This is a genomic window from Desulfosediminicola ganghwensis (genome assembly GCF_005116675.2).
GTDB lineage: Bacteria > Desulfobacterota > Desulfobulbia > Desulfobulbales > Desulfocapsaceae > Desulfopila > Desulfopila ganghwensis.
On the sequence record NZ_CP050699.1, the window covers coordinates 1646913 to 1668172 of the forward strand.

17 protein-coding genes are annotated in these 21260 nt (G+C 53.0%); 15 read left to right on the forward strand and 2 right to left on the reverse strand.

Annotation, left to right across the window (positions count from 1 at the left end; all coding sequences use genetic code 11):
• The first annotated feature begins 4 nt into the window (after positions 1-4).
• The 7 genes from FCL45_RS06970 to FCL45_RS07000 all read left to right on the forward strand — a co-directional run bounded on the left by FCL45_RS06970 (position 5) and on the right by FCL45_RS07000 (position 8357).
• Positions 5-997 carry a protein kinase family protein gene (locus tag FCL45_RS06970; protein ID WP_136798967.1) on the forward strand — a complete coding sequence of 331 codons (993 nt, stop codon included), beginning with the start codon at positions 5-7 and terminating at the stop codon, positions 995-997.
• 318 nt (positions 998-1315) lie between these two features.
• Positions 1316-3226, forward strand: coding sequence for a DUF3604 domain-containing protein (locus tag FCL45_RS06975; protein WP_136798968.1), 1911 nt, complete (start codon positions 1316-1318; stop codon positions 3224-3226).
• A gap of 45 nt (positions 3227-3271) precedes the next feature.
• Positions 3272-5182, forward strand: coding sequence for a DUF3604 domain-containing protein (locus FCL45_RS06980; protein ID WP_136798969.1), 1911 nt, complete (start codon positions 3272-3274; stop codon positions 5180-5182).
• 81 nt (positions 5183-5263) lie between these two features.
• A complete protein-coding gene (locus tag FCL45_RS06985; protein WP_217907685.1) occupies positions 5264-6112 on the forward strand; it encodes a peptidyl-prolyl cis-trans isomerase in 849 nt (282 codons plus the stop codon).
• A 1-nt stretch (position 6113) separates the two neighbouring features.
• Complete coding sequence (locus FCL45_RS06990; protein ID WP_217907686.1) at positions 6114-7136, forward strand: HupE/UreJ family protein; 1023 nt, start codon at positions 6114-6116, stop codon at positions 7134-7136.
• Between the two features lies 1 nt (position 7137).
• Positions 7138-7740, forward strand: a complete 603-nt coding sequence (locus FCL45_RS06995; protein WP_136798970.1) for a HupE/UreJ family protein — start codon at positions 7138-7140, stop codon at positions 7738-7740.
• A 65-nt stretch (positions 7741-7805) separates the two neighbouring features.
• A complete protein-coding gene (locus tag FCL45_RS07000; RefSeq protein WP_167495858.1) occupies positions 7806-8357 on the forward strand; it encodes a HupE/UreJ family protein in 552 nt (183 codons plus the stop codon).
• 58 nt (positions 8358-8415) lie between these two features.
• On the opposite strand, the gene FCL45_RS07005 is transcribed toward FCL45_RS07000, so the two are convergent.
• A complete protein-coding gene (locus FCL45_RS07005; RefSeq protein WP_136798972.1) occupies positions 8416-9255 on the reverse strand; it encodes a 50S ribosomal protein L11 methyltransferase in 840 nt (279 codons plus the stop codon).
• Positions 9256-9579: 324 nt separating this feature from the next.
• Between FCL45_RS07005 and FCL45_RS07010 the strand changes: the two genes are divergently transcribed.
• The 4 genes from FCL45_RS07010 (at position 9580) to FCL45_RS07025 (ending at position 14879) form a co-directional block, all read left to right on the forward strand.
• Positions 9580-10728: an iron-containing alcohol dehydrogenase gene (locus FCL45_RS07010; RefSeq protein ID WP_136798973.1), complete on the forward strand. Its 1149-nt coding sequence runs from the start codon at positions 9580-9582 to the stop codon at positions 10726-10728.
• Positions 10728-11954 (forward strand): two-component system sensor histidine kinase NtrB, encoded by a 1227-nt coding sequence (locus FCL45_RS07015; RefSeq protein ID WP_136798974.1) that lies wholly within the window; start codon positions 10728-10730, stop codon positions 11952-11954. The genes FCL45_RS07010 and FCL45_RS07015 overlap by 1 nt, the downstream gene beginning before the upstream one ends.
• Positions 11955-11969: 15 nt before the next feature.
• Complete coding sequence (locus FCL45_RS07020) at positions 11970-13304, forward strand: sigma-54-dependent transcriptional regulator (protein WP_136798975.1); 1335 nt, start codon at positions 11970-11972, stop codon at positions 13302-13304.
• 393 nt (positions 13305-13697) lie between these two features.
• Positions 13698-14879, forward strand: a complete 1182-nt coding sequence (locus FCL45_RS07025) for an iron-containing alcohol dehydrogenase (RefSeq protein ID WP_136798976.1) — start codon at positions 13698-13700, stop codon at positions 14877-14879.
• A 196-nt stretch (positions 14880-15075) separates the two neighbouring features.
• On the opposite strand, the gene FCL45_RS07030 is transcribed toward FCL45_RS07025, so the two are convergent.
• Positions 15076-16611, reverse strand: a complete 1536-nt coding sequence (locus FCL45_RS07030; RefSeq protein WP_136798977.1) for an AMP-binding protein — start codon at positions 16609-16611, stop codon at positions 15076-15078.
• A 328-nt stretch (positions 16612-16939) separates the two neighbouring features.
• Between FCL45_RS07030 and FCL45_RS07035 the strand changes: the two genes are divergently transcribed.
• The 4 genes from FCL45_RS07035 to FCL45_RS07050 all read left to right on the forward strand — a co-directional run bounded on the left by FCL45_RS07035 (position 16940) and on the right by FCL45_RS07050 (position 21241).
• A complete protein-coding gene (locus FCL45_RS07035) occupies positions 16940-17818 on the forward strand; it encodes a DUF4405 domain-containing protein (protein ID WP_136798978.1) in 879 nt (292 codons plus the stop codon).
• Positions 17819-17827: 9 nt separating this feature from the next.
• Positions 17828-18223 carry a hypothetical protein gene (locus FCL45_RS07040; protein ID WP_136798979.1) on the forward strand — a complete coding sequence of 132 codons (396 nt, stop codon included), beginning with the start codon at positions 17828-17830 and terminating at the stop codon, positions 18221-18223.
• Between the two features lie 99 nt (positions 18224-18322).
• On the forward strand, positions 18323-19849 hold the full coding sequence (locus FCL45_RS07045; RefSeq protein WP_136798980.1) for a sensor histidine kinase: 1527 nt from the start codon (positions 18323-18325) through the stop codon (positions 19847-19849).
• A gap of 63 nt (positions 19850-19912) precedes the next feature.
• Positions 19913-21241, forward strand: coding sequence for a sigma-54-dependent transcriptional regulator (locus tag FCL45_RS07050; protein WP_136798981.1), 1329 nt, complete (start codon positions 19913-19915; stop codon positions 21239-21241).
• The last annotated feature ends 19 nt before the right edge of the window (positions 21242-21260 follow it).

Here is a 21260-nt window from a genome sequence, read left to right on the forward strand (position 1 = left end):
AGCCATGGCCGACTGGAGCGGTTTCCCCCACCATATTCTCGAGCGCCTGCAAAATCATGTAGCGGTTCGTTCCCAGCGCAGAAAACCAAGGCTTTTTGCTGATACCAGTGATTTTGTCAATATCGACTATGGCGACGTCATCCATGTCGATGACCGGTATTTTCTGATCGTCGGCTATACCAGGGAAGGGCGTTTCGGAGTGGATGAACAGCCTAAACAGTGGGTACCGAAGGTATATGATCTTGAGAGTGGCGAGCGGCACATTGTCAAGCTGGTATTCCATGAGAGGTATACCATCAGGCTGGGCGGCCTGGAGGTCACCTGCTATCGCAGCCCGGAAAAGGAGGCCCAGGTTATTGAACTGACCAGGCGCAATCCCTCGTTTATGCAGGGCTACGCGGCCCTGGACGAGGTGGGCAACCTGGTGCGAATTCTGGAGATCGTCAATGGCAGGCGGCTGGACAAGGTGGTCTACCAGTTGGGCAGCGATCACCGCGATTACTTTGAAAATCATCTGTCCGGTGTGCTCGAGCGGTTCCTGGTCTCGGTTGAAGGTATCGTCCTGCTGCATAGGCATGGCCTCAAGCACGGGGATATCCGCCGCGACCATATCTTCGTGGACCGTCAGGACGGGCACTTCATCTGGATCGATTTTGACTACGATTTTTACCTGCCCGAACGCCCGTATGCCATGGATCTGTTTGGCCTGGGCAATGTGTTACTTTTTCTGCTTGGCCAACAGAATTTCAGGCCTTCTGCGGTGTTGGAGAACCCACAATTTGGGCAGAGGATATTCGATACCCTTGAACAGGGAGACCTGGCCCTGATCGCCCAGGACCGGATCTTCAACCTCAAGAAAATCTATTCCTATATCCCTGAACCACTCAACGATATCCTGCTCTTTTTCGCCACCGGTACGGATGTAATGTATGACACCGTAGAAGAGTTCCGTGATGATCTTGCCCGGGCGGTGGACACGGTCTGGAAATCGGCCTGAACTATTGGAAAAAGGAACTGAAGAAACAAAACGACTATGTTGCTGCCGGTAATGCATTTCCTCGCCTATCCATGCTTCCATACTACCGATGGGGCCTGGCCAGTTGTTGACCCCGTTGTTCCATTTCGGTATCCTTTTAGATAGCAGTGACGTTGCACGACTAAGAGCCTGTCAGGCTCCTGGCAGGTCGTTTCTCCCTTGCCGAAATCGGTCGGCGCATGCTGTTTGTAACTATCTGCTATGGTTTTAAATATTCGCTTTCCGGGCCGGGTGTATGCTGTCTGACAAATACTGCATTTCCTCAGGGAGGGTAGTGAAATGAAAGGGGTGTCGGCTAACTGGTATTGTATTGTGCTCTCCGCCATATTGATAGGTGGCGTAACATCTGCATACGCCACCACCTCGGCGATGTTCGATAAAGAGAACACCAGGCTCGAGAAAAAGGAATTTTCCCCGTATGTTAATCGAGCCTACCCGACCCAGGTTTTCTTTGGTGATACCCATCTGCATACTTCGCTGTCGATGGATGCCGGCACCTTCGGCAACAGGTTGGGCTTGGACGAGGCCTACCGCTTTGTCCGCGGTGGCGAAGTGGTCGCTTCGGGAGGGTTCAAGGCCAGACTGGCAGAGCCGCTCGATTTTGTGGTCATCGCCGATCACTCCGATGGTATGGGCTTTTTTGATATGTTCGCCAAAGGTGATCCGGCAATGATGAACAAAGAGGAGGGCAAGCGCTGGCATAAGGCGATAAATGAGGGCGGCCAGGCGGCCGTGGATGCGGCCCTTGAGATCATAACCCTGTTCTCCCAGGGCAAGTTTCCCTGGAAAACCAATGATCCCAAAATAATGAAACCGGTCTGGCAAAATGTCATCGATGCTGCGGAACAATACAATGAGCCGGGCCGCTTCACTGCCTTTATCGGTTACGAGTGGACCTCGCTGGTGAAGGGCAACAACCTGCACCGGGTGGTAGTGTACCGGGATGGCTCCGCCCAGGCCAGGCAGACTCTGCCCTTTACCCTCGCCGACAGTGCAGATCCTGAAAAACTCTGGGATGCCATGCAGTCTTACGAAGACCGGACCGGCGGTGACCTGCTCGCCATTCCCCACAACGGCAACCTGTCCAACGGGCTGATGTTTGATGTAGAAACCTTATCCGGCAAGCCGCTTGACCGGGACTATGCTGAACTGAGACAGAAGTGGGAGCCGCTGTACGAGACCACCCAGATCAAGGGGGATGGTGAGGCACATCCGTTTCTCTCACCAGACGACGAATTTGCTGATTATGAGACCTGGGATCTGGGTAATCTCGATATGAGCCAGGCCAAAACCGAGGAAATGCTGGCGGGTGAATACATTCGTTCCGGTCTCAAACGCGGTCTTGAGTTTGACCAGCAGCTTGGGGTGAACCCCTATAAGTATGGCCAGATCGGTTCCACCGACTCGCACACCTCCCTGCCGGCAGTAGAGGAAAATAACTTTTTTGGCAAACACTCGGGGGTGGAACCCTCACCGGAACGGGCAATGCATGTGACCTTAGGTGGGGAATACGGGAAGATTATGGGCTACCAGATGGCGGCCTCCGGCTATGCCGGGGTCTGGGCGACCAGCAATACCCGACAGGCTATTTTCGATGCCATGGCGCGGCGGGAGACCTACGCCACCACCGGTCCCAGGCTGGTGGTCCGCTTCTTTGGTGGCTGGGATTTCACCGAGCAGGACGCCCTGTCCCGCATGCCGGCCCATGTCGGCTATCAAAAAGGGGTTCCCATGGGCGGTGATCTCTCCATGACACCGGACGGCAAGTCGCCCACTTTCCTTGTTGCCGCCCTGAAAGATTCGATGAGCGGCAATCTCGATCGGATCCAGATCATCAAGGGCTGGCTCGGCAGTGACGGCAAGGCCCAAGAGCGGGTGTATGATGTTGCCGTTTCCGATGGTCGCGAGATCGGTGAAGATGGCCGCTGCCGGACACCGGTGGGTAATACCGTCAATGTTGCAGAGGCGACCTGGACCAATACCATCGGCGATCCAGAGCTGATAACCGTCTGGACAGATCCTGACTTTGATCCGGCCCAGAGGGCATTTTATTACGCCCGGGTCCTGGAGATCCCCACACCCCGTTGGACAGCGTATGAGGCCAAGAGATTTGAAATAACCATGCCGCCGGAGGCGGAGATGATAACCCAGGAGCGCGCCTATACGTCGCCTATCTGGTACACGCCGTAACGGATATCTGCCACGATATATTTCCCACTATCAGGGGGAACACAAATGAAATCTTCGATGATCTCTCACACCCTGGCCGCTGTCCTGATCCTTGGTATGATCGGGACAGTCTTTGCCTCTTCCACAGGGATGTCACCCAGCAAAAAAGGCGTGGGCGACGCTCTTTCCACCAAGGAGTACTCTCCCTACGTCGGTCGTGATTTCCCGACCCAGGTGTTCTGGGGTGACACCCATCTTCACACCGCTGTTTCCGTTGATGCGGGCACCATGTGCCGGGTCGGCCAGGAGGAAGCCTTTCGCTTTGCCCGGGGGGAGGAGGTGACCACCACCCATGGGTTGCGGGTCAAGCTTTCCAGGCCGCTGGATTTTCTGGTGGTATCCGACCATGCCGAGATGTACGGGTTGATGCCGCAATTGCTGAAAGGAGACCAGCAGGTGCTCTCCACCGAAAAGGGGCAACGCTGGTACGAGATGCTCCAGAGTGGTGATTATGATAAAACATTTGCCGCGGCCATGGAAATTGTCGCTTCGCTCTCCGAAGACGAGCCGCCGATTAAAAGTGAGCGGGCGGTAAAAAATGCCTGGAACAGCTACACGGCCTTGGCGGACAAATATAATGAACCGGGCAGGTTTACCGCGCTTATCGGTTATGAGTGGACAGCTATCGGTGGCTATAACCTGCACCGAAACGTCATCTTCCGGGGGGATAGCACCACAGCCAACAGGACCGTCCCTTTCTCCCAGTACGACAGTAAGAACCCGGAGGATCTCTGGGCAGAACTGCAGCGCTTTGAGCAGCAAACCGGCGCCGAGGTCCTGGCCATCCCCCATAACGGCAACCTGAGCAATGGCCGCATGTTCAATGTGGAAACCTTTGGCGGTAAGCCACTGACCAGAGAGCTTGCCGAGCTGCGCAGCCGTTACGAACCTCTTGTCGAGGTCACCCAGATCAAGGGTGACGGCGAGGCCCACCCGCTGCTTTCCCCCGATGATGAGTTTGCCGATTTCGACACCTGGGATCGCTCCAACCTGAATGGCACCGAGGCCAAGGAGGAGTCGATGCTGCAGTGGGAATATGCCCGCGAGGCCTTGAAAACAGGGCTCAAGCTGGAAGACTCACTGGGAATCAACCCTTTCAGGTTCGGTATGATCGGCAGCTCTGATGCCCACACCGCGTTCGCGGCGGTGGAGGAGGAGAATTTCTTTGGCAAGCACTCCGGTGTGGAGCCGGAGCCCCAGCGGTGGAAGCATGTGGTCATCGAGGCTCCCGATCCCCAGTTCACCATCTATGGCTGGCAACAGGCGGCCGGAGGCTACGCCGCAATCTGGGCCAGGGAGAATACCCGGGAGGCCCTGTTTGACGCCATGATGAGAAAAGAGACCTATGCCACCACCGGCTCCCGGATGCTGGTCCGTTTTTTCGGGGGCTGGGATTTTGAAGACAGCGATACCCTCTCCAGGCTGCCTGCGGATATCGGCTACAGGAAAGGGGTGCCGATGGGCGCGGACCTGCGCAATGCCCCGTCTGGAACAGCGGCGCCCAGTTTTCTGGTTGCGGCGCTTAAAGATCCGTATAGCGGCAACCTCGACCGTATCCAGATCATCAAGGGCTGGCTGGACAGCGACGGGATGACCAGGGAGAAAGTCTATGACGTTGTCTGGTCGGGTGAGCGCACCCCGGACGAGAAGGGCCAGCTTCCGGCCGTGGGCAATACGGTGGATGTGAAAAACGCTACCTGGACCAACTCCATTGGCGCGCCTGAGCTGATAGGGGTCTGGACCGATCCTGATTTCGATCCGGCTGAGAGAGCCTTCTATTATGCCAGGGTGCTGGAGATACCCACCCCGCGCTGGACAGCCTATGAGGCGAAGCGCTTCGGGGTCGAGATGGACAGCGAAGTGCCCATGACCGTGCAGGAGCGTGCCTATACCTCACCCATCTGGTACGCCCCCTGAGAACTGTGGCCTGTCAATAAAATGAAGCGCGGCTCGTTTCCCGGGCTGTGCTTTTTGGGTGTATGATGTATACCGATATCTATGAAAAAAATTCTTAACGACCCGTTGTTGCATTTCTTTGCCATCGGCTGCCTGCTGTTTCTCGTCTTTGAATATTTTGGATCAGCAGGCGAAGACGAAGATCTTACTATTCGAGTTTCCAGTGGGGATATTAAAGCGCTGGAGGCGAGTTTCAGCAGGACCTGGCAGCGCCAGCCTTCCAGGGAGGAGTTGGACGGCCTTATTGACGAAAAGGTCCGTGACGAAATTGCCTACCGGGAAGCGGTTGCCCTGGGCCTTGACCGTGACGATGCCTATATCCGGCGCAGGCTGCGCATGAAGATGGAACTTCTGGTCGAAGACATCACCACGGCGGTGCCGCCTACAGATGAGGAGTTGAAAGCCTACCTTGAGGAGAACCGGCAGGCCTTCAGGCAGGAGATGCGGCTGGCGTTCAACCATGTCTACCTCAATCCGGACCAGCACGGAACCACTCTTGATACGGATATCCAGCGACTGCTGGAAGAGCTTGACCGGAAGGGGGAACAGGCGGATCCGAGGATGTATGGTGACGCTATCATGCTCCCCAGAATCTACTCGCTCTCCTCCGCCAATGTAATCGACAGGCAGTATGGGGCCGGTTTTTCTAAAGAGCTTGCCGGCATGGAGACGGGGAGATGGCAGGGGCCGGTTCGTTCGAGTTATGGGCTGCACCTGGTCCTGGTTCGGCAAAAAAAAGAGGCGCACGCCCCTGAGCTTAAGGAGGTGCGAGCTGCGGTTGAACGGGAGCTGATGTCTGCCCGGAGGCAGGAGGTAAGGAAGCAGACCTACGACACACTGTTGGATAAGTACAGTATCGTTGTCTCCCGGGACAATGGCGTAAGGGATTAATATGGTCTCTTGGACGAAATATCTCTGGCCGGCAATCCTCTTCTTGTGGCTGGCGCTGCTGCTTCTGCCCAACGAGGTGCTGAGCCATGAGAGCCAGCCCGGTGCCGTGGAGATCAGGCATCTGGCGGGGGACCGCTATGAGGTCGCCTGGCGCGCCCCGATCTATTACAACAAGCCCCACCCGGCCAGGCTGCAGTTGCCAAAGAACTGGCAGACCATTGGGCAACCTGTCCAGCGGCGCACCCGGGACGCCATCCTCTTTACCAGGATAGTCTCCACCCAGGGCGAGGGGCTTGACGGACAGATCCTGCGTTTTCCCGGTCTTGAGTCGACTATAACTGATGTTTTTATCAAAATAGCGTTGGCCGACGGCAGTGTCATGACCACCACGGCCAGGCCAACACGACCCTGGGCAGAACTCCGCGGTGAGCGCTCCTGGCATATAACGGCCCGGGAGTATCTCTTTCTCGGTTTCCACCACATTCTGCTCGGCCTGGATCACCTGCTGTTTGTGCTTGGCTTGCTCCTGATCGTCAAGAGCAGGGTGATGTTGCTGCAAACCATCACCTCATTTACGATCGCCCATTCAATTACCCTGGCCATTGCCACCCTTGGGTATGCACGGGCGCCGCTGCCGCCGCTCAATGCGGCTATAGCCCTGTCGATCATGTTCCTCGGGCCCGAGATCATGCGCGCCCGGCGCGGTGAGGACAGCCTGACCATAGCCCGGCCCTGGCTGGCCGCCTTTGGCTTTGGCCTGCTTCATGGCTTTGGTTTCGCCTCCGGGCTCTCCACCACCGGCATACCGAAGACCGAATTGCCGTGGGCGCTGCTCTGGTTCAACCTTGGGGTTGAGTTCGGACAACTTGTTTTTGTCTCCCTTATCTTGTTGCTTGCCTGGTCGTTTAGAACCTTGAAGATAGTGTGGCCAAAGTGGGTGGAGGTGGTGCCTGCCTACTCCGTCGGCAGCCTCGGAGCCTACTGGACCATTCAGCGAACCATGATCATGATCGGAGGATTCTAGGATGAAGACTGATAAAAGCGCGTGGCTTGTCCTGGCGGCTTGGCTGCTGCTGATGGCATTTCCCTTTGAAGCCGCAGCGCACATTGCCGGAGGGCAGGCCACCGGCTTCTGGACCGGGCTTGAACATCCCTGGTCCGGCCTGGACCATATCGTGGCCATGGTGGCGGTGGGCTTATGGGGAGCTCAGCTCGGTATGCCTGCTCTGTGGGTTTTGCCGGTTGTTTTTCCGATGCTGATGTCGGTGGGGGCCATGCTGGGATTGCTTGGCATCCCGGTTCCCGGAGTTGAGGTGGGGATAGCTGTCTCGGCGGTGGCTCTTGGCATCATGGTTCTGGGGGAGGTGCGTCCCGGGATGGTGGTGGCCATGCTGGTTGTTGGATTCTTTGCGATCTTTCATGGGCATGCCCACGGCACTGAGCTGCCGGCCGGGCAGAGCGGACTGCTCTATTCCATGGGCTTTATTCTCGGCACCGGCTGTCTGCATGGAGTCGGTATCCTCATCGGTCTGGTTCACTACTATCCCCTGGGGAAGGGCCTTTTGCGGCTAACCGGTGGCTGTATCGCGGTTATGGGCCTGTTCTTTCTCTGGCATGCGGTAACCTGAGCCGAAAGCGAATGGATTCTGGGAAAACGTCATTGTTTGTTTCTGTGCTGACAGCAGTCTTGTTCATGTTGTGGCCGGGGACTGCAACTGCCCATCTGGTCACCACCGGCATGGGCCCTGTCTATGACGGCATAGGCCATCTCCTGCTGACGCCGGAGGATATCATCCCGGTTGTGGCGCTGGCTCTATTTGGTGGGATGCGAGGTGCGGAGAGCTGTCGGAAGCTGCTGATGATTGTACCCCTGTGCTGGCTGTTGGGAGGTATTACTGGCTTCGGTGGCACAAACATCCCGGATTTCCCGGTGCAGGCTGGTTCTTTGCTGCTCATCGGTTTACTGGTGGCTGGAGATGTCCGGCTACCAGTGCCGGTAACGGTCGGTATTGCCGGGCTGTTCGGCTTGCTGCACGGTTTCATGAATGGGGTGACCCTCAACAATGAGCTTGAACCATTGGGTCTTTTGGGAATAACGATAGCCCTGATTGTGATAATCACCATAGTATCCGCCTTGGTCGTTTCCATAGCCGAGGGCTGGAAGCGGGTCGCCGTCAGGGTGGGAGGAAGCTGGGTTGCGGCCAGCGGCCTGCTGATGTTTGGCTGGTACCTGAAGGGGGCCTGATGCCGGTTCAGCATTTAAGGGCGGCTATCTGCCGTATTCTGATGTTTGGTTTTGACAATTAATCCTTGTGGGTTACCCCCAGAAAGGTGTGCCAGACACCATTTCCTTTCCAGTGTTTGAGTACTGAAACCGGCAACGTCTTCAGATGGGCGGAGATCTTTTCCGCTTCGCTGCTGAGCAGGCCGGAGAGCACAAACCACTTCTGCTGCAAAAATCCTTCACTGGCCACAATATCCTTCATCACCGCGTAATGAATATTGGCAACCATCAGGTCGGTGGGCCGTGCAATAAGCTGTTCGGCGCGGCCGCTGACCACCTGGATGTTTGGTTCCAACTGGTTGAGCACTACATTGGCCTGGGCGGTCTGGGCGGCGAGATGATTGAAATCCACGGCCAGACATTTTTCGCAGCCCAGCTTGGCGGCTGCGATGGCTAGAATTCCGGTGCCTGTGCCGAGATCGAGCATGGTCTTCACCTTGCCGCCCATAGAGGCGATCTCGATCGCCTCCAGACAGTCGCGGGTGGTGGGGTGTGCGCCATTGCCGAAGACCACACCGGGGTTAAGCGAGATCGCTATCTGACCTGGTTCAACCTGCTGCTCGCTCCATGAGGGCTGCAGCACAAATCTGCCGATCTGAACCGGATCGATTGAGCCGCCCTGCCAGTCGGCGTAGCTCATCTCATATTGATCAACGAGTTGAAGTGTATTGTGATCTTCGACCACTTGGCCGACGGTTTCATCGGCTGCTTCCAGAAAAAAGAGAAATGAAAACTCATCTTCTTCCCAATTACCTAAAAAGGCGGGATGGGAGATGACGTAATCGAGGCTGATAATCCCTTCCAGGTAGTAGATATGCAGTATCGAGTCGGGGCGAAGTAGTGCTGTTGCGCAATTCATCTGCTTTTTCCTGACACAAATTATTGGTTGAAAATCTTCTGAAGAATTAACAGTTACATCGTAAAAAGCTGACTATACAGCGTTCACAGGCTGGCTGGAAGGATAAATTGAGCCAGGGTCCCCCGGTAGCCGTCATCGCGCGTAGTGATTGCCATCATTACAGCGAAAGAGGAAAGAGATTGTCCGCCTTGGCCGAATGCGCTAGTCTTATGGACTGTGAGCTGATGTAACATCGGGGCTCTGGCGTAGCCGAGCTGTCTGTGAAAGAAATGAGAGACTCTGTGCATGTCCGGCAGAGGATCGGTGACAGGTGGATGATTGCTGATGGATATTATTAAATTTGCTATTCCTGAGATTATTTTCGGCAGGGGAAGCCTCAATTACGCGGGTCAGTGTGCTTTGCGACTCGGCGGGAAAAAAGTCTTTCTGGTCAGCGACTCGGGTATCGAGGAGGCGGGCTGGCTTGACCGGTTGATGCACATTCTGAAAAAGGATGGGATCGAGTGGGTCTATTATCCCGGCGTAACCTCCAATCCCCGTGATTATCAGGTGGAGCAGGGCGCCGAACTCTACATGAAGAACGGCGCAGACGTCATTATCGCCATTGGTGGCGGCAGCCCGATGGACACAGCTAAGGGCATCGCTATCCTGGCCAACAATGGCGGACGGATACGTGATTACGAAGGGGCCAACAAGGTGGAACGCCCGTTGCCGCCCATGGTCCTGGTTACCACCACCGCCGGCAGTGGCTCCGATATTTCCCAGTTTGCCATAATCACCGATATGGAACGGGCGGTGAAAATGTCTATCATCACCAGGACACTGGTGCCCAATATTGCCATTGTCGACCCGTTGATTCTCAGAACCAAGAGCGAGACACTTATCATCAGGAGCGCATCGGATGCGCTGGCCCATGCTGTTGAAGCGTACCTGTCGGTGATCGCCTCGCCATTTACCTCAATGCACTCGTTGAAAGCGATTGAGTTGATCCATAAAAATCTGAAGCTGGCAGTGGAGACACGTTCGCTTGAGGCGCTTGAGCAGTTGAGTATCGCCTCGGTCTCTGCCTCCATCGCGTTTTCCAATGCCGGTCTTGGGGCAGAGCATGCCCTGGCGCACTCCCTGGGCGGCCAGTTTGATATTCCCCACGGCGTGGTTCATCCCATCCTGTTGACCTCAGTGATGCGATTTAATCTTGATGCCTGTGAGCAGAAGATGGCGGATATCGGCAGGGTGATACTCGGCGGTCAGCGAGGCTCTGATAACCGTACGGCGCTTGAAGGCATTGACAAGCTCACCGAGTTTTTCTCTTCTTTCGACGTTTCTTTAAAGCTGCGGGATGAAGTCGGCGAGGAGGGCAAAGAGATGCTTGAGCCAATAGCCAAAATGGCCATCAACGATGCCTGCAACCTCACCAATCCGCGACCGGCCACCAGTGAAGAGTTGCTGGCTATCTGTGAGGAGGTGTGGTAATGCCGGGGAAAACGACCCTAGAGGACCTGATAGGGATAGAGCACTGCAAGCTGGGATTTTACCAGGAGTTGCAACAGAACGTCGCCCAGCTGAGCAGATCGAATATGAAGCTTGACGAGAAGCGCAAAGAAAACCAGGCGCTTCTGGACGGGATCACCGATATGATGATCGTCCTTTCCGAAGATCTGACCATTAAACGGGTAAACCATGTCTTTCACCGCTGGTATCCGGGAGTGGACCCGGTAGAAAAGAGCTGCCACCAGATCTTGAGAGGAAAGTCGACCCGTTGTGAGGAGTGCCCGGCCCTGAAAGCTTTCGACTGCAATGAGGTGGTCAAGGATTTCTGCATTTACAAAGTGGATGGTAAGTATCGGCATTATGAGATCATCGCCTCACCATTGAAGACCGACCCGGCCTCTGAGCGCCAGGTGTTGTTGTTCAAGCGCGATCTCACCCGTGAAAAGGAATACCAGGCGCAATTTTATCAGGCCGAGAAAATGGCCACCATTGGCACCCTGGCAGCCGGTGTGGCCCATGAAATTAATAATCCGCTGACGGCAATCAGCGGTTTTGCAGAAGGTTTGCAGCGCAGGGTGAAAAAGCTGGAAGGCGTGGTGCCCGAGGAAATGCTCAGCGATTTCAGGGAATATACCCGAACCATTATTGACGAGGGACTCCGCTGTCAGGATATCGTCAGAAACCTGCTTACTTTCAGCAGGCCCAAGTGTACCAGTCTGGGGCCGGTGGATATGAATGGCTGCGTGCGGGACACCCTGTTTTTGCTCAAACATCATTTTAAGCGACAGCAGCATATTACAATCACGACCAGGTTGGCCGAAAGTCTGCCCTCTATTTGTGGAGATGAATCGCAGTTGAAGCAGGTGATACTCAATCTGCTCACCAACGCCTGTGATGCAATCGCAGAGGGCGGTATGGTGGAAATTTCCACTGTGGAGACAGAGACCTTGGGGGTCAAACTGGTGATCAAAGATACCGGTTGCGGCATCTCCTTAGAGAATCTGGATAAGTTGTTTGAGCCGTTTTATACCACCAAGCCGGTTGGGCAGGGGGTTGGTATCGGCCTGTCTACCTGCTATTCGATTGTGAGGAACCATGGCGGGGAAATCGTGGTGGATAGTACTCCCGGTAGCGGGTCTGCATTTGAAGTACGTTTGCCCGGGGTTGCCGATAGTGGAAGTTGCTCTGAGCAGACATTTTGTTTTTAGGAGATGAGCAGGGGGATGGAAGAAAAAAAATACAATATTCTGGTAATTGATGATGAGGAGCCGATTCGCAGACTTTTGCAGAATGAATTGAGCAACTCATATCGGGCAGTGCATGTGGCAGGGTGCGGGGCAGAAGGTCTGAAAAAGGCCCGTGACTACTGGTTTGACGTAGTCTTGCTCGATCTCAGTTTGCCCGATGTCCATGATCTGGAGTTGTTGATAACGATCCGGGAGTCTGTGCCCGATTGTGAAGTTATTATGATCACCGGCCATGGTGACATCGACAGCGCTGTGCAATCCATGAAACTCGGTGCCTGCGACTTTATCCGCAAGCCTTTCAATCTGGATCGGCTGGAACTGATAGTGGAAAAGGCACACCAGCGGGTGATGCTGGCACGTGAGAATGCGATCCTGCGTCATAGTGCCGACAGCGGCAGCGTAGCCGTCAATTTTATCGGCAACTCCAAAGCGGTAAAGGATATAAAATTTCTGGTGGAAAAAGTCGCACCAGCCAGAATTCCGGTACTCATTACCGGTGAATCGGGGGTGGGCAAAGACGTTGTCGCCCGGCTCATCCACCAGCGTTCCGGCTGTGGCGCCAACCCGATGATTGCCAAGAACTGTGCTTCGCTGCAGAAGGAACTAGCTCGAAGCGAGCTCTTTGGTCATATCAAGGGCGCTTTTACCGGAGCAACTGAAACCCGTGAAGGACTGTTGGCATTTGCCAATGATTCAACGCTCTTTTTAGATGAGATAGGCGAGTTGCCGTTGGCTGTTCAGGCTTCCCTGCTGCGGGCTCTGGAGACCAAAAGTTATCGAAGAATCGGCGAAAAGGAGGAGCGAACGGTCAACACCCGCTTTCTTTTTGCCACGAACCGGGTGCTGCTCGAAGAAGTTGAAAATGGCCGTTTCAACGAGGCTTTTTTCCACCGTATCAATGCCTTTACTATCGAGATTCCACCTCTTCGGGAGCGGAAAGAGGACCTGTCGCTGCTGGTCGACTATTTTCTGAACGCCTTGAGCCCGGATGGCAGCGATTACAGGATAATTGACACGGCCATGGACTGTGTGCTGCGTTATCACTGGCCTGGCAATATCCGGGAACTTCGTAATGTGCTGGAGCGGGCAATAATTCTGGCTGAGAATGGTCTTATTACCGAGCGGTGTCTGCCCCATGATCTGGCGGGCGGTGCTGCCGAGGAGTGTTCACCGCTGTCTCTGGAGACAGTTGAGCGCCAGCATATCATCAAGATGCTCGATTACTTTTCCGGTAATCGCCAGAAAACTGCGGAGTCTCTCGGAATAAGCAGAAAGACTCTCTATAGAAAGCTCGCCCGGTATGAAGATTAAATTCTGAGCCTCTTTATCTTTTGTCCCTTCCCTGTGTGTGTCAAAATGACCCGAACAGCCTCACTAGCGGGTCATTTTGTCTTTACACCCATCCTGCCTAAATAAAAACCCATAATTACTGTTGGTTAGCTGTAAAATTTCAGCCGTGTCACCTCGCCGATTGGTACCGATATGTCACAGTTGCGTGGCAGGGTGTGACCTTTTGCAGTGAGAGGGGATTGGCTATGTGCCTGTAGTAGCGTCATTACTGTTTTGGCACGACTGTTGCTATATATGTTACGGATTTTGTGTTGATTATTGTATGAGCTCTTCCAGAAGCGGTTTTCTGACCCGAAGCACCATAGCCGGGAGAAAACTTCATATTCGTAACATCAGAAAAAGGACGGTTTCATTATGGCTACACAGGAAATGGTTTATGGCTACTTCATCCCAAGCGTTACCCTGATCGGCATTGGTGCAAGCAAAGAGATTCCAGCCAAAATCAAAGCTCTTGGTGGAACAAAGCCCCTTATTGTTGCAGACAAAGGTATCACAGCCGCAGGTATTACCAAGACAGTAACCGATATGTTGGAAGCGGATGGCATGGAATGTGTTGTTTACGATGAGACCATTCCAAATCCGACCGATAATAATGTTCATGCGGGTGTTGAGTCCTACAAAATGAACAAGTGTGACAGCCTGATCACCCTTGGTGGTGGTAGCGCCCATGATTGCGGTAAGGGCATTGGCCTGGTGATCGCAAACGGCGGCACCATCCATGATTATGAGGGTGTTGATAAATCAGCCAATCCCATGCCTCCGTATGTAGCGGTAAACACCACAGCCGGAACTGCTTCAGAAATGACCCGCTTCTGTATCATCACTGATACCAGCCGAAAGGTGAAGATGGCCATCGTAGACTGGCGCGTGACCCCGGGTGTCGCCATTGATGACCCGATGCTGATGGTAGGAATGCCTCCCGCGCTGACCGCTGCAACCGGTATGGACGCCCTGACCCACGCAGTTGAAGCCTATGTGTCCACTATCGCCAACCCCATGACCGACTCTGCAGCAGAAAAAGCTATCGAGCTTATCGCCAAACATCTTCGACCGGCAGTGGCTAATGGTGAAGATATTGATGCTCGCGAAGGTATGTGCTTTGCCCAGTATCTGGCTGGTATGGCTTTCAACAACGCCAGTCTCGGCCATGTGCATGCAATGGCACATCAGCTCGGCGGTTTTTATGACCTGCCCCATGGTGAGTGCAATGCCATCCTGCTGCCACATGTCAGCCGTTTCAACCTGATCGCCAAGGTGGATCGTTTCGTCAAGATCGCTGAACTCATGGGCGAGAACACCGAAGGGTTGTCACCGCGTGCAGCGGCTGAACTGGCACTTTCTGCAATTCAGAAACTCTCCACCGATATCGGCATCCCGGCCGGTCTGGTCGAGTTGGGCAAGCGCTACGGTAAAGAGGTCAAGGCTGAAGATATCGGCACCATGACCGCCAACGCCCAGGTTGACGCCTGCGGGTTGACCAATCCACGCCGACCTACCGATGACGATGTAAAGGCTATTTACACCGCCGCGTTATAATACTCTGACATTTGCTGCATGAGCGGCTCAGCTCTTGAGCCGCTTAAAAGGTGAGATGAGGGTGGCCCGGTAGGTATGTCCAATGCCCTGTCCAGCATCGCATACCGCTCTGACTATCCCGTCTCTATACCAAAAAGGTCCCTGCATAATTACATGCAGGGACCTTTTCTTGATTACGGGCTGTTCAGTATACTGCTTACTTTTTCTTTTTCCGATCTTGAAGCAGCTCTGTTCTGGCAATCTCAGTCAGTGTTCTGAAGTCGATTTTACCACTGCCCATCTTGGGCACATTTTCCATAACCATGAAGGTTTTGGGAATGGCGATGGCGGGCAGATGTTCGGCCATCTGCTTCATGATCGATTTCTTATCAACCTCGACTGTGGTGACAGCCACGATCTTGGCCCCTTTCACCGCATCGGGAACTTCAACGACGGAACAGAGCGCATCGGTGGGAAGCATTTTTTCGAGAACATCTTCAATCTTCACCAGGGAGACCATCTCCCCGCCGATCTTCACAAACCGTTTCAGGCGGCCGACATGCCAGAGGTAACCGTTGGCGTCGATGTTGCCCATATCACCAGTATCATACCAGCCACGACGAATATGCAGGGAAGTCTGCTCGAAATCGTTGAAATAGCCCCGCATGACGTTCTCGCCTTTGATCAGGATACGGCCATCCTCACCGGGTGCGCACTCTTCGCCGGTTTCATAATTTTCGATACGTACCTGTACTCCCGCCAGAGGTTTGCCCACACTACCCGGACAGTTGTCTTCGGGGCAGTTTGCTGAAATAACCGGGGAACACTCGGTGGCGCCATACCCTTCCAGCAGGGTGATGCCGTGTTTTTCCTTGAAGGCATCGCGCAGTGAATCGGGACATTTGTCGGCGCCGCAGAGAGCGATACGAAGTGAATCGAAATCTCCACTCTCTGACTTACGCAGATAGCCCCAGAAGAAGCTTGGGGTACCGACCATCAGAGTTGGTGAATGCTTTCGGGCAATCTCACAAACCTTATTGTATTCCAGTGGATTGGCGTAGGTAAGGATGGTGTTGCCGTGATAGAGGGGAATCCACATATTCACGGTCATGCCGAATACGTGGAAATACGGCAAGGTAGAAAGGAAAACCTCATCGTTGGTGAACTTGAACCTTTCGGTAGCGGATTCGATGTTGGCCAGGATATTTCTGTGGGTCAACTGAACCGCTTTGGGATCTTTTTCACTGCCGCTGGTAAAGAGGATGGTCGCATTGGAGCGATCGGGGCCATTATAGAGTAGTTTTTTCAAAAGGTTGGGAGGCAGTTTGGACAACAGGGCGGCTTTTACTTTCTGGAAGCCATTGATGTTATCCATGATGTCCTCGATGTAGATCATGCCGTCTACATATGGACACTCAATCTTCTCCAGCAGCGCCTTGGAAGTGATAATCGACTTGAAGTCACATTTATCCTGGGCGAAACGGCAATTCTGCTCTGCTCCGGTGGAGTAATTTATCATTACCGGAGTTCGGCCACTCATGAGGATGGCGATCTTGGCAAGTATGCAACCGGCAGATGTCGGCAGCATCAAACCAATGTTACCTTTCTCCAGTTTTCGAAAAATCCCTGTAAGGATGAGGGATGCGATTAACGCTCTGTCATAACTTACCTTTTTGTTGGTGGTAAAGTCATGAATTGCGAGCTTATCGCCAAACTGCTTGGCGGAATTGATGAAATGGTGGTGTAATAGCACAGAAATCTCCTAGTGACCTATGACCTGTTAATATCCGGTAACCAAATACCATGTTTTGTGTACTTTGGCAATGTCAGGTCTGGAGGAAAAATAGCCATCTTTTCTTTGGGATGCGCCGGGACTCGTTGTTTCGACGATATTGTCGAGCCCGTTCTTTGATTGTCGTCTCAAGCATAGCTCAAAACACGGTGTTGTTCGAAAAAAATGCGTACTTTGACGGAGAAAGTCCGTTTGTTGTGAAAATAACTTATTGGCACGCTTCTTGGATGGTAAAGGGCAAACAGGTTGTTGTCAGTTGAAAAGACATATTTTCACAAGGAGAGTTTCAATGAATATGCGCAAGATTACGTCCATGACCATGCTGGTTTCCATACTGCTTCTGTGTGTTAACTCTGTAGTACTTTATATCGTTCCGGAGGGAAGAGTCGCGTATTGGGCCGACTGGCACCTGATCGGTCTTACCAAGAGTCAATGGGGTGATCAGCATATCACCGTCGGTGTACTCTTTCTGGTGGCAAGTATTCTGCACGTTTTCTACAACTGGAGCCCGATTGTAGCCTACATGAAAAACAAGGCTAAAGAGATCAAGGTCTTCACCGGATCTTTTAATGTAGCGCTGATATTGACCATACTCGTTGCGGTGGGAACGTATTACGAGGTACCGCCCATGAGCACAATTCTTGATATTGGTTCTGCTATCAAGGATGGTGGCGCCGAAAAGTATGGTGAACCGCCTTATGGCCATGCAGAGCTTTCTTCTCTGAAATTCTTTGCCAAAAAAGAAGATCTGGATCTTGAGAAAGCGATCGCCCTGTTGAAGGAAGCAGGCCTGAAGGTGGAAGGAGAGAAGGAGACCCTGAAGGATATTGCCGGAAGCAACGCAATGACTCCAAAAGAGATTTATGAGATCATCAAGCCTGCAAAAGTTCAAGTGAAAATAGAGAAGAAAGCAGGTGAGGAAGCACCGGGAAATGCCGGTGTAAGCGCACCCCAACTGCCTGATCATCCAAAACCGGGCTTTGGCAGAAGAACTCTTGAGGAGGTTTGTGCCGAGTATCAACTTGATCTACAGTTTATGATCGATGGTCTAGCCAAAATAGGAATTAATGCCAAAGCGGATATGACTATCAAGGATATCAGTAAAGAAAGCGGCAAAGAACCGCTGGAGATCTTCGAAGCGATTCATGTCATCGTGAATGAACAGTAGAGGCAAGTAATGAAGAAGGCTGGAATAGCAGTGATAATAATGCTTGCCCTGATAGCGACAAATGTTCTAGCCTCTGACATCATCCACGGTGAAGTCATCGACATTGACCGGGAGGCGATGAAAATGACGATCAGGACAAGTTCGGAAGAATCCGGTGAAATGATGAGGATCGTCTCTCTGACCGAGAAGCTGCTCATTAAAAATCAGGCTGGTGCCAAACGGCTCCCGGGTTGTATACAACCTGGGAATCGGGTGAGGGTCTGGGGAACGGTCAATGATCTGGAAGAAGAAGAGAAGGTCTTTGTCGCCGAGGAAATTCGAGGCTGTGGAATGGGCGGTTGTAACGACCCGACAGGAGTACGGGATCGCCTGAACAAAAGTAGAAAACGAAACTGTTGTCGCTGACGGAGTTGATAGAAATGGCAGGTCGCAAGACCTGCCTCTTTGTATTTAGATATAATATTACAGCAAGATACGGGTAGAAAGAGAAGGAGACTGAGATTTATGCGGGGTAATCCAATGTGGAAGACCAGCCTGCTGATCTGTGCGATTTTGGTGGCGCTGGTGACAGGCTATTTTGCGTATCAGGTTCATACTGCCTCAAACCAGTTTCGGAAAAATTCCCGCGAACACTCTAAAGTACTGGCGGCGGCGGTTGAACTGAATATCCGCAATGCGATGCTCAGCAATAACGGCCTTGAACTGGTTATTACCGATTTCCTAAAAAACAGCGCCCGCTTTATTTCCTACCTCAACGTTATCGAACGGTTTGATCAGCAAGAACTTTCCGCTTTTGCCAGGGAAAGTGGTCTTGCCGGTATAACCATTGTCTCAACTGGTGAGGGTGTTCAGGTGTCCGGGCCGGAGGGATGGGCAGAAAATGTTCGCTGCAGTCAAGATCGGATTCTTTCTTTAGACATTGAAAAACATCTCTATTCTTACGTCTATACTTCTGAAGATACAGAAGAATGTGTGGTTGTCGGTTTTGCATCAGACGATGTGGCACATATACGGCAAAGTGTTTCGGTAGAGACATTGCTCGAAAAGCTTAGTGAATTACCTGGAATAGTTTCCGTACAGCTGGAAAAGAGTACGCTTGATAGTTCAGGCCAGGAGGAACAACTGGCCAAGCTGGTACAACGCGATGGGCAGAAGGTGACAGAAACACGAATTCGCATAAATGACAGCGACCTGATTGTTACCCAACGTGCCGGGCATTTTGCTAAAAGGCTGAAGCAGATGGCTATTGAATTCATGGTGTTCGTTGGGTTATTGCTGGTCTTTGGCGTACTTTCCAGCTGGTGGCTCTATCATGCTGAAAGACGACGTCTTGCTGAAGCACGCGAGTATGAAAAAGAGATGGCCCGCCAGCACGAGGAAGCGGTCCTGGGCAGGGCTGCGGGAACCATCGCCCATGAGATACGCAACCCGTTGAATGCAATAAATATGGGCCTTCAGCGCTTACAATTGGAAACTGAAGGGCTCGATCCGGAGCATCTTGATCTGCTGGTTTCCATGCGGCAAGCGGTGGCGAGATCCAACGGAATTATCACCAATCTCCAGCAATATGTTCGTTCCTTCGAAGTAACGAAGGAGCAGGTTAAGCTGTTGCCCCTGATTCGCTCAGTGCTGGATCTTTATGGTGCAGCCTGTAAAGCGCAGGGGGTTGAGGTTGTGCTGGAGGCAGATGCGGAATATACTGTGCCGGGTGACACAGGACTTTTGGGCCAGCTTTTTGAAAATGTTATCAAGAATGGTGTGGAAGCTCAGTCCCATGGAGGCTATTGCCGGATTTCTGTGAGTGGTAGCGATACCTATTGTCGGGTAAGGTTGGAAAATGGTGGTTTTCTCCTCTCCGAGGACGACAGCAAACAGCTGTTTGAGCCATACTTTACCTCAAAGGTCCAGGGAACCGGTCTGGGGCTGGCTATTAGCCAGAAAATTGTCGAGGCCCATGGCGGGAGTATTGCGGCTGAACCCGATATCGACAGGCAAAGCCTTGTTTTGCTCATAGATCTGCCACGAAAATAGCTCTGTTGTTCCTGGTGAAATTGTGTCGACATGTTCGGGTAATGTTCTTTATAACGGTAATATATGCGTATTCTGATTGTTGATGATGAGCAGATGCAGCGGGAGATGCTGCAGGGCTTTCTGGAGAAAAAAGGCTACTCGGTATGTACCGCCTCAGGTGGAGAGGAAGCACTTCGCCTTTTCAGGTCTGAACCGGTACAGTTGGTATTGCTCGATCATCGCATGGAAGACATGAACGGGGATGAGGTGCTGGCCCATATGCGTCGGGAGTCGCCGTTGATACGCGCGATTATGATCACCGCCTTTGGCAGTGTGACGACTGCAGTCAAGGTGATGCAACTTGGTGCCGATGACTTTCTGGAAAAACCGGTAGACCTTTTGGAGTTGCTGGAAAAAATCGATCGTATAGAACAGGAGCTTGTAGCGGCCGAAGAGGCAGACGAGGTTACTGCTACTCTGGTGCAGCAGGAGCTGCCGGTGAATATCATTGGCTCAAGCCGGGAAATGCAGGATCTGCTTTCGCTGGTGCATCGGGCGGCGCCGGTGGAGTGGCCGACGCTTATCCGCGGGGAGACCGGTACCGGCAAGGAGTTGGTGGCAAAATGTATCCATTTGCTTGGCGAACGTAAAGATGGCCCTTTTGTGGAGGTGAACTGTGCAGCGGTTCCGGAATCTCTCTTTGAATCAGAGCTCTTCGGGCACGAGAAGGGCGCTTTTACCGGCGCTTCCAATATGCGCCGGGGCCGTTTTGAGCTGGCGGATAAAGGAACACTCTTTCTTGATGAGGTAGGGGAATTACCACTGCAGATGCAGGCCAAACTTCTCCGTGCCCTGCAGGAGAAAACCATCAATCGGGTGGGCAGTGAAACCAACCTGAAAATCGATGTACGGGTTATTGCGGCAACCAACCGGGATCTGAAAAAAATGGTAGCAGAAGGCAGCTTCAGAGAAGATCTCTACTTTCGCTTAAATGTGCTGGAACTCTTTATTCCACCGCTGAGAGAGCGTCGCGGGGACATTGTCGAGCTGGCCGAACATTTTCTCACCAGGCATGGTCGCGGAATCAGCTTTGATCCGGAAGCTCTGAGTGTGTTTGTCAAATACGACTTTCCCGGTAATGTCAGGGAACTGGAACATATCATTCAGCGAATGGTTACCTTTGCCCGCGGCAGAGTCATCAGGATGAGTGATCTCCCTGCCGAGGTACGGGAGCAGCCGGAGAATGGTGGCATGCTCAGCGAACGTCTGGCCAATGTGGAGCGGCGTATGCTGCTGTCTGCTCTTAAGGAGCATGGCTGGGTCCAGACCAGGGCCGCAGACTCCCTGGGTATCAGTGAGCGTGTCCTGCGCTATAAGATGAAGAAGTATGGTATAGAAAACAGTATGAGTTAAACGCAGTTTCCCTTTATGT